This is a genomic window from Agromyces sp. P1_H4 (assembly GCF_056405255.1).
The window spans coordinates 1-8989 of the sequence record NZ_JBFUCL010000139.1 but is presented as its reverse complement, the minus strand read 5'-3'; the positions used below and the strand labels follow the sequence as shown (position 1 = coordinate 8989).

9 protein-coding genes and 1 tRNA gene are annotated in these 8989 nt (G+C 71.7%); 7 read left to right on the top strand and 3 right to left on the bottom strand.

Going from position 1 to position 8989, the window contains the following annotated elements; genetic code table 11:
- The 4 genes from ispF to AC1DY2_RS10135 form a co-directional block, all read left to right on the top strand.
- The coding region (gene ispF, locus AC1DY2_RS10150; protein WP_476762311.1) for a 2-C-methyl-D-erythritol 2,4-cyclodiphosphate synthase at window positions 1–367 on the top strand (367 nt) is incomplete at its 5' end.
- Between the two features lie 64 nt (window positions 368–431).
- Window positions 432–1862, top strand: coding sequence for a cysteine--tRNA ligase (gene cysS / locus AC1DY2_RS10145; protein WP_476762310.1), 1431 nt, complete (start codon window positions 432–434; stop codon window positions 1860–1862).
- Window positions 1859–2893 carry a 23S rRNA (guanosine(2251)-2'-O)-methyltransferase RlmB gene (gene rlmB, locus AC1DY2_RS10140; protein WP_476762309.1) on the top strand — a complete coding sequence of 345 codons (1035 nt, stop codon included), beginning with the start codon at window positions 1859–1861 and terminating at the stop codon, window positions 2891–2893. The genes cysS and rlmB overlap by 4 nt, the downstream gene beginning before the upstream one ends.
- A gap of 49 nt (window positions 2894–2942) precedes the next feature.
- On the top strand, window positions 2943–3500 hold the full coding sequence (locus AC1DY2_RS10135) for a pyridoxamine 5'-phosphate oxidase family protein (protein WP_476762308.1): 558 nt from the start codon (window positions 2943–2945) through the stop codon (window positions 3498–3500).
- Between the two features lie 43 nt (window positions 3501–3543).
- Here AC1DY2_RS10135 and AC1DY2_RS10130 read toward each other — a convergent pair whose 3' ends face one another.
- A complete protein-coding gene (locus AC1DY2_RS10130; RefSeq protein WP_309977608.1) occupies window positions 3544–4857 on the bottom strand; it encodes a DUF4032 domain-containing protein in 1314 nt (437 codons plus the stop codon).
- A gap of 136 nt (window positions 4858–4993) precedes the next feature.
- A complete protein-coding gene (locus AC1DY2_RS10125; RefSeq protein WP_476762307.1) occupies window positions 4994–6094 on the bottom strand; it encodes an ABC transporter ATP-binding protein in 1101 nt (366 codons plus the stop codon).
- Window positions 6095–6365: 271 nt separating this feature from the next.
- Here AC1DY2_RS10125 and AC1DY2_RS10120 point away from each other — a divergent pair, with 271 nt between their 5' ends.
- From AC1DY2_RS10120 to AC1DY2_RS10110, 3 genes are all read left to right on the top strand, one after another.
- Window positions 6366–7307 carry a DsbA family protein gene (locus tag AC1DY2_RS10120; RefSeq protein WP_476762306.1) on the top strand — a complete coding sequence of 314 codons (942 nt, stop codon included), beginning with the start codon at window positions 6366–6368 and terminating at the stop codon, window positions 7305–7307.
- An 82-nt stretch (window positions 7308–7389) separates the two neighbouring features.
- Window positions 7390–7462 (top strand) — tRNA-Thr (locus tag AC1DY2_RS10115).
- A 1-nt stretch (window position 7463) separates the two neighbouring features.
- Complete coding sequence (locus tag AC1DY2_RS10110) at window positions 7464–8540, top strand: DMT family transporter (protein WP_476762305.1); 1077 nt, start codon at window positions 7464–7466, stop codon at window positions 8538–8540.
- Here the strand turns inward: AC1DY2_RS10110 and AC1DY2_RS10105 are convergent.
- A partial coding sequence (locus AC1DY2_RS10105) for a nitroreductase family protein (protein WP_476762304.1) occupies window positions 8524–8989 on the bottom strand: 466 nt, incomplete at its 5' end. The two genes, AC1DY2_RS10110 and AC1DY2_RS10105, sit on opposite strands and share 17 nt — an antisense overlap.

Sequence of the window (8989 nt, the reverse complement as noted above, 5' to 3'; positions counted from 1 at the left end):
GCACAGCGACGGCGACGCGGCCAGCCACGCCATCTGCGACGCGCTGCTCGCGGCGGCCGGGCTCGGCGACGTGGGCGCCGTCTTCGGCACGAGCGACCCGCGATTCGACGGCGCGCACGGCGAGGTCTTCCTCGCCGAGGTCGTGCGGCTGCTCCGCGACGCCGGGTTCGCCGTCGGCAACGTGTCGGTGCAGGTCATCGGCAACCGCCCCAAGCTCGCACCCCGCAGGGCCGAGGCCGAGGCGATGCTCGCGGGCATCCTCGGCGCGCCGGTGAGCCTGTCGGCCACGACCACCGACGGGCTCGGCTTCACCGGCCGCGGTGAGGGCATCGCGGCGATCGCGACCGCCCTCATCGTTTCCGCCTGAGGCCGGGCTCCGGCACGTGGCGTCTCCGACGTCGTGGGCGGGGGCGCGCCGGTAGGCTTGGCGGGTGACCGTGCGACTCTACGACTCGAAGGCCCAGGCCCTGCGTGACTTCGTGCCCCTCCGCGAGGGGCGCGTCGGCATGTACGTCTGCGGGCCGAYGGTGCAGTCGAGCCCGCACATCGGGCACCTGYGCAGCGCCCTCGCCTACGACCTCATGCGGCGGTGGCTCGGGTACCGCGGGTACGACGTCGTGTTCGTCCGCAATGTCACCGACATCGACGACAAGATCCTCGCCGCCTCCGACGAGGAGCGCGCCGTGGGCGTCGGCGAGGAGTGGTGGGCGCTCGCCTACCGCGTCGAGCTCGAGTTCACCGCCGCGTACGCCTCGCTCGGCATCCTGGCCCCGACCTACGAGCCCCGGGCGACGGCCAGCGTGCAGCAGATGCAGCAGCTCATCGCGCGCCTCATCGAGCGCGGACACGCCTACGCGGCACCCGACGGCTCGGGCGACGTCTACTTCGACACCGCGAGCTGGCCGTCCTACGGCGAGCTCACGCGGCAGGCCCGCGACAACATGGAGGCGGCGGCCGACGCCGACCCGCGCGGCAAGCGGGATCCTCGCGACTTCGCGCTCTGGAAGGGCCGCAAGCCGGCCGAGCCCGAGTCGGCGTCGTGGGAGTCGCCGTGGGGACCCGGACGGCCGGGCTGGCACATCGAGTGCTCGGCCATGGCCACGCGCTACCTCGGCACCGAGTTCGACATCCACGGCGGCGGCCTCGACCTGCGCTTCCCGCACCACGAGAACGAGCTCGCGCAGTCGACGGCGGCGGGCGACGCGTACGCGCGCTACTGGGTGCACAACGGGCTCGTGAACATCGGCGGCCAGAAGATGTCGAAGTCGCTCGGCAACTCCGTCTATGCCGGCGAGCTCCTCGAGCTCGCGTCGCCGCTCGCCGTGCGCTACCTGCTCGGCGCCGCGCACTACCGCTCCACGCTCGACTACGCGCCCACCTCGCTGGCCGAGGCCGAGGCGGCCGTCGATCGCATCCGGGCGTTCCTGCTGCGCGTCGAGCGCCGCCTCGCCGGCACCCGGTTCGCCGGGGTGGGCAGCCCGCTCATCCCCGACGCGTTCGCCGAGGCGATGGACGACGACCTCAGCGTGCCGCAGGCGCTCGCCGTGCTCCACGAGACGGTGCGGGCCGGCAACCAGGCGCTCGACGCCGAGGAGCTGCACGACGCCGCCTCCCTGCACGGCCAGGTCGTCGCGATGGTCGAGGTGCTCGGCATCGACCCGCGCGACACCCATTGGGCCCCGGATGCCGCGCCCGCGGCATCCGCGCTCGACACCCTCGTCACCCGCCTCATCGAAGACCGCCAGGCCGCTCGCGCGGCCAAGGACTTCGCCGCGGCCGACCTCATCCGCGCCGAGCTCTCGGCCGCGGGCATCACCATCGAAGACAGCCAGACCGGCACGCATTGGAGCTTGGGATCATGAAGGGCAGCAGCAAGCCGCGCGCCGGAGCCGTGCGCAAGAGCAAGGGCAAGCAGGTCGGGTCCGGCGGCCAGGGCCGGCAGGCGCTCGAGGGCAAGGGCCCCACACCCAGGGCCGAGGACCGCGCCTGGCACCCCGCCGGCAAGCGCAAGGCCGCCGAGGAGCGGTATCGCGCGGCGGGCGGCAAGGGCAAGGCTCCCGGGAAGGTGGCCGGCCAGGGCCAGCGCGCCGGCGCGCCCCGCGGGGCATCCGGCGCAGCACGGCGGTCGAAGTCGGGCGACGAGTCCGAGATCGTGACCGGCCGCAACTCCGTCGTCGAGGCGCTGCGCGCCCGCATCCCCGCCACGACCCTCTACGTCGCCGCGCGCGTCGAGATGGACGACCGGGTGAAGGAGGCGATGAAGATCGCCACCAACCGCGGCATCCCCATGCTCGAGGTCATGCGGCCCGAGCTCGACCGCCTCGCCGGCGAGGGCGGCGTGCACCAGGGCCTCGCACTCAAGGTTCCGCCCTACGAGTACGCACACCCGATCGAGCTGCTCGATGAGGTGCTCGCCCGCGACGAGACCCCCCTCTTCGTCGCGCTCGACGGCATCACCGATCCCCGCAACCTCGGCGCGATCCTCCGCTCCACGGGCGCGTTCGGCGGCCAGGGCGTCATCGTGCCGCAGCGTCGCTCGGTCGGCGTGAACTCCGCCGCATGGAAGACCTCGGCCGGCGCAGCCGCTCGCGTGCCCGTCGCGATGGCGGCGAACCTCACGCAGACGCTCAAGGCGCTGAAGGAGCGCGGCGTGTTCGTGCTCGGACTCGACGGCGACGGCGACGTGTCGCTTCCCGGCCTCTCATGGGCCGAGCGCCCGATCGTCGTGGTGGTCGGCAGCGAGGGCAAGGGTCTCTCACGGCTTGTGGCGGAGACGTGCGACGCCATCGTGTCGATCCCGATCGAGTCGTCGACCGAGTCGCTGAACGCCGGCATCGCGGCATCCGTGACCCTCTACGAGATCTCGAAGCTGCGGGCCGAGTCGCCCGTCTGACGCTGTCAAGGCCTCGCTCGCCGTCACGCCGACACGTAGCGTCGGGGGCATGACGCAGAACATCGACGAGCACCGAGACGACGACACGCGGCCGACCGACGCGGCCGGCACTGCCGAGACGCCGCCCGATCCCGCCGAGGAGCGCGAACGCATCGCGAAGCTCGTGACCGGCGCCGACACGGCGCTGCTCACCAGCCGAGGCGCCGACGGAACGCTGCACGCGCGTCCCCTCGCGGTGCTGCAGGACGACTTCGACGGCGTCATCCGGTTCCTCGTACAGGATCCGAGCGAGAAGACCCGCGAGATCCTCGCGGATCCGGTGGTCAGCGTGTCGTTCGCCTCGAAGAACGGCTACCTGTCGATCGCGGGCCACGCGCGCGTCGTGCGCGACGACGCCCTCATCGACGAGCTGTGGAACCCGGCCGCCCAGGCATGGTTCGAGCAGGGCCGCGAGGACCCGACGATCGCGGTGCTCGAGGTGACCGGCGACGGCGCCGAGTACTGGGCGAAGACGGAGCCGGGCGTGTTCTCGCTCGTGAAGGCGGCCGCCGCGATCTTCACGCACAAGACGCCCGACATCGGGGAGAACCGCAGCGTCGCCCTCTGACCCGGCTCTGGCGCCGGCCGGGCTCCGGCGCGGGCCGGGCCGGCTAGACCTTGAGGCGCCAGTCGTTCTCGTCGTCAGGGTCGACCACCGCGATGGCCGACGTCTCGGGAACGACCTCGATCGTCGAGGTCGAACCCGTGGGCGGCCCCAGCACGGTCGCCTCGTCACGACGGTGGCGGAGCACCTGGTTGACGTACGACGTGACCGCCTCGGCGAGCGGGATGTCGTGCCCCGCCTGCTGCGCCATGAACCAGCGGTGCTCGAGGAGCTGGTGGAAGATTTCGGCCGGCTCGAGCTTGCCCCGCAGGTCGAGGGGGATCGCGCGGACGACGGGCTCGAACACGCGCATCAGCCACTCGTGGGCGACCATCTCCTCGTCGAGGTCGGCCTTGCCATACGCCGCCCGGTAGGAGTCGAGGTCGTTGAGCAGGCGACGTGCCTGGTTCTCGCCGGCGTCGAGCCCGGTCAGGCGGAGCAGCCGCCGCTGGTGGTGCCCCGCGTCGACGACCTTCGGCTGGATGCGCAGGGTCGTGCCCGTGTCGTCGGTACGGATCGCGAGCTCCTCGATGTCGAAGCCGAGGTCGTTCAGGCGGTTCACGCGTTCGTTGATGCGCCACCGTTCGGCGGTCGAGAACGACTCGGAGCCCGTGAGCTCCTTCCACAGGCTGCGGTACGCCTCGACGATGCCGTTGGAGATGCGCACCGGGTCGAGCTCGTCGGCGACCCGGCCACCCGCTTCGAGGTCGAGGAGCTCGCCGGCGATGTTCACCCGGGCGATCTCGAGGTCGTTCTCGCGCTGGCCGTTCGAGAGGCCGCCCTCGTAGAGCTTGCCGGTCTCGGCGTCGACGAGGTAGGCGGCGAAGGCGCCCGCATCGCGCCGGAACAGCGTGTTCGACAGCGACACGTCGCCCCAGAAGAACCCGACGATGTGCAGGCGCACGAGCAGCACGGCGAGGGCGTCGATGAGCCTGGTCGCGGTGTCGGGCCTCAGGGTCTGTGAGAAGAGCGCCCGGTAGGGGAGTGAGAACCGGAGGTGGCGCGTGACGAGCACCGGCTTGAGCGGCTCGCCCTCGGCATCCGTTCGGTTCGTGATGACCGCGACGGGCTCGACGCAGGGGATCTCGGTGCGCTGCAGCAGTCGCAGCATCTCGTACTCGCCCTTGGCCATGTCGGCCGTGGTCTCCTTGATCGCCACGACATGACCGCCCAGGTGGGCGAACCGCACGAGGTGGCGTGAGATGCCCTTCGGCAGGGCGGCGATGGTGTCGCTCGGCCAGGACTCCAGCGGGAGGTCCCATGGGAGGTCGAGCAGTGCCGGATCGGCCATGGCCGACGTGATCGAAAGTGAGCCGCTCATCGTGGTTCAGCGTAGTCGCCGGTGCGGGCGACCGCAGACACGCTCATGCAGGCCGGAGACAGCGCGATGCCGGCTGGGGAAACGGCGATGCCGGCCGGGCCGAAGCCCGACCGGCATCCCGGTGGTGCGTGGAACGTCAGGCGACGATCGGCTTCTTGCTGAGGCGGAGGCCCGACTCGGAGTCGAAGATGTGCACGTGGCCCGGCGTGGCCGTGAGGTACACGCGGTCGCCGGCGTTCGGGTGCACGCGGCCGTCGACGCGCGCGACGATGTCGGTGCGCTTGCCCTCGACCGTCGAGTGCCCGTAGAGGTACCCGTCGGCGCCGAGCTCCTCGACGAGGTCGACGTCGACCGCGAGGCCCTGACCCTCGTTCGGCGACACGACGATGTCCTCGGGGCGCACGCCGATCGTGGCGACCTTGCTGCTCGCGTCGGCGAGCGCCTCACGCTCGACCGGCACGTTGGCGGTGCCGAACATGATCCCGCCCTCGACGAGGTCGGCGTGGAACAGGTTCATCGCGGGCGAGCCGATGAAGCCGGCCACGAACACGTTGTTCGGCGCCTCGTAGAGGTCGCGCGGCGTGCCGACCTGCTGGAGGATGCCGTCCTTCAGGACGGCGATGCGGTCGCCCATGGTGAGCGCCTCGGTCTGGTCGTGCGTGACGTAGACCGTGGTGACGCCGAGGCGGCGCTGCAGCGACGCGATCTGGGTGCGGGTCTGCACGCGGAGCTTCGCGTCGAGGTTCGACAGCGGCTCGTCCATGAGGAACACCTGGGGCTGGCGCACGATCGCGCGGCCCATGGCGACGCGCTGACGCTGGCCACCCGAGAGGGCCTTCGGCTTGCGAGCCAGGTAGGGCTCGAGGTCGAGCAGCTTCGCGGCCTCGAGGACGCGAGCGGCGCGCTCGTCCTTGCCGACGCCGGCGATCTTGAGCGCGAAGCCCATGTTCTCGGCGACGGTCATGTGCGGGTAGAGCGCGTAGTTCTGGAAGACCATCGCGATGTCGCGGTCCTTCGGCGGCACGTCGGTGACGTTGCGGTCGCCGATGAAGATGTTGCCCTCGTTGACCTCTTCGAGGCCGGCGAGCATGCGGAGCGACGTGGACTTGCCGCAACCGGAGGGGCCGACGAGGACGAGGAACTCGCCGTCCGCGACGTCCAGGTCGAGCTTGTCGACCGCCGGGCGGGTGCCACCGGGGTAGAGCCGGGTGGCCTTGTCGAACGTGACTGATGCCATGGTTCTTCTGTCTCCTTCACCGGCAGGTACGTGCCGGACGATCCGTAGTGAATGGAAGTGCGTCGACGTCGACGCCTCATCAGTATCGCATGCGCGCGGGGTGCGGCCGAATCGAGCCCCGACCCCTTGCGCTCGGCGCTCGGGTGATTCCCATGCCGGGAACGGCACGCGTCCGGCATCCGCTTGGGTGATTCCCAGACATGCTTCCTACTATCGTGGGTGCGTTCGCATGCATACGCGCGCGCACCCACAGCGACCGGAGTGACCATCGATGACCTACGGCGGATCGAATCAGCCACGCCCATCCCGAAATGAACGCAGAGAGGCGGCCCGAGAGAAGGCCAGGCTTCTCCGCGAGGAGCAGAAGAAGCGGGAGCGCCGCAACAAGATCCTGATCCAGGGCGGCATCATCGTGGCGGTCGTCGCCATCGCCGCGCTCGTCGGCACCCTCATCTTCCAGAGCGTGAAGCCCGAGGGACCCGGTCCGCAGAACATGGCGAGCGACGGCATCCTGCTGACCGCCGGTGACGACGGCGGCATCGTGGCCGTCACGACCCCGGCGCTCGCGGCCGGCGAGACGCCCACGCCGACCGTGCCCGACGACAGCGGCGAGGTCGCCAACATCGTCATCTACGTCGACTACCTGTGCCCCTTCTGCGGGCAGTTCGAGGCCACGAACTCGGAGTCGATGCGCACCATGGTCGAGTCGGGCGCCGCCACGCTCGAGGTGCACCCCATCGCGATCCTCACGAACAAGTCGGCGGGCACGCAGTACTCGCTGCGCGCCGCCAACGCCGCGGCGTGCGTCGCCGAGTCGTCGCCCGACTCGTTCTTCGACTACAACGCGATCCTCTTCGAGAACCAGCCCGAGGAGGGCTCCACCGGCCTCACCGACGACGAGCTCAAGTCGCTCGCGGAGGAGGTCGGGGTGAGYAAGCAGTCGACGATCGAGAAGTGCATCGACGACGTGCAGTTCAAGGCCTGGGTCCAGGACTCCACGAACCGCGCCCTGACCGAGCCGATCCCGAACACCAACCCCGAGCTGCCCTCGGTCACCGGCACCCCGACGGTGCTCGTGAACGGCCAGCAGTACGGCGGCTCGCTCGACGACCCGCAGGAGTTCCAGGCGTTCGTGCTGCAGGCGACGAGCCAGACGTTCAACGACTCGGAGTCCACCCCCACGCCGACGCCCACGCCCACCCCGGCGCAGTAGTCGTCGTCCGTCCGACCACGAAGGCCCGGCCCGCGCCGGGCCTTCGTGCCGTCGGTAGGATGTCGGGGAGGCATCGCCTCTCGCCGGCTTGGCGCAATTGGTAGCGCACCGCTCTTGTAAAGCGGTGGTTGCGGGTTCGAGTCCCGCAGCCGGCTCTTGACCGAGAATCCCAGCACGGATGCCGCGGCGCCCGCGGCACCGTCCGAGCACCCGCACCGGCATGCCCACGTCGAACGGACGCGGTTGCCGATGTGGCTCGCGATCGTGTTCGCCCTCGCGTGCGGAGCGCTGACCGCGCTCCAGTCCCGCATCAACGGACAGCTCGCCCACGCGCTCGACGACCCCTTCACGGCTGCGGCGATCTCGTTCGGGAGCGGCCTCGTCATCCTCCTCGTCGTGCTCGCGGCGTGGCGGCCGGGTCGTGCCGGCTTCGGCCGGGTGGTCGTCGCGCTCCGCGAGCGCCGGATCGCCTGGTGGATGCTCTTCGGCGGCCTCGCCGGCGCCTGGTTCGTGACGACCCAGGGCCTCTCGGTCGCCGTCGTCGGCGTGGCCCTCTTCACGGTGGCGATCGTGGCGGGCCAGACCCTCGGCGGCATCGTGTTCGACCTGCTCGGGCTGGGGCCGGGCGGCCGGCGCCCGCTCACCCCGACGCGCGTCATCGGCGCCGTGCTGGCGCTCGCGGCGGTYGGCTGGGCGGTCTCGGCCCAAGTCGGCGGAAACGTCCCCGTGCTGCTGATGCTGCTGCCGTTCACCGCGGGCCTGGGCGCCGCGTGGCAGCAGGCCGTGAACGGTCGGGTGCGCAGCGCGGCCGAGAGCGCGCTGACGGCGACCGTCGGGAACTTCGCGGTCGGCACCGCGGCCCTCGTCGTCGTGATGCTCGTGCACGCGGCATCCGTGGGCTGGCCCGAGTCGATGCCCACCGAGCCGTGGCTGTACGCGGGCGGCGCGATCGGCTGCGTCTTCATCGCCGGGCAGGCCGTGCTCGTGCGCATCGTGGGCGTGCTCGTGCTCGCGCTGTGCGGCGTCGCCGGACAGCTCGCGGCCGCGCTCTCGCTCGACCTGTTCGCGCCCGCCGCGGGGCGTCCGGTCGACCCCGCCACCATCGGCGGCACCCTGCTGGCGCTGGTGGCCGTGGTGATCGCGAGCGTCGGGTGGACGCGCCGGCGCCACGCCGCGCCGCCAGGGCCGGTGCACGGCCCGACGCCCGCCGAAGGGGCTAGTCGAGCGTCGTGATTCGCGCCGCGGCGACGCGGTCGGTGCGCCCCTCGGGCCGGCGCGCCTCCGTGCGGCCGCCGACGTAGAGCCACCCGAGCAGTCGCTCGTTCGGCGCGAGGCCGTGCATCGCGGCGACGAGCGGATGCCGCGTGAACGGGCCGGTGCGCCACATCACGCCCCATCCCGCGTCGTCGAGCAGCAGGCTCATGAGGTGCGCGACACCGGCCGCGGAGGCCTCCTGTTCCCACTCGGGCACCTTCGGGTGGTCGGGCGTCGTCACCGCGACCACCGCCAGGAGCAGTGGGGCGCGCAGCGGCTTTCCCGCGAGCTTCGCCGCGGCCTCGCCCTCGGCGCYGGCCGCAGCGGCAAGCGCCGCACCCAGCCGCTCACGCGCCGCTCCGCGCAACGCGATGACGCGCCACGGCCGGAGCGCGGCGTGGTCGGCGACTCGGCCGGCCCCCTCGAGC

Coding starts and splice junctions, on each gene's coding strand:
- rlmB (WP_476762309.1), top strand. CDS start 1,859: ATGAAGGGCAGCAGCAAGCCGCGCGCCGGAGCCGTGCGCAAGAGCAAG.
- AC1DY2_RS10135 (WP_476762308.1), top strand. CDS start 2,943: ATGACGCAGAACATCGACGAGCACCGAGACGACGACACGCGGCCGACC.
- AC1DY2_RS10130 (WP_309977608.1), bottom strand. CDS start 4,857: ATGAGCGGCTCACTTTCGATCACGTCGGCCATGGCCGATCCGGCACTG.
- AC1DY2_RS10125 (WP_476762307.1), bottom strand. CDS start 6,094: ATGGCATCAGTCACGTTCGACAAGGCCACCCGGCTCTACCCCGGTGGC.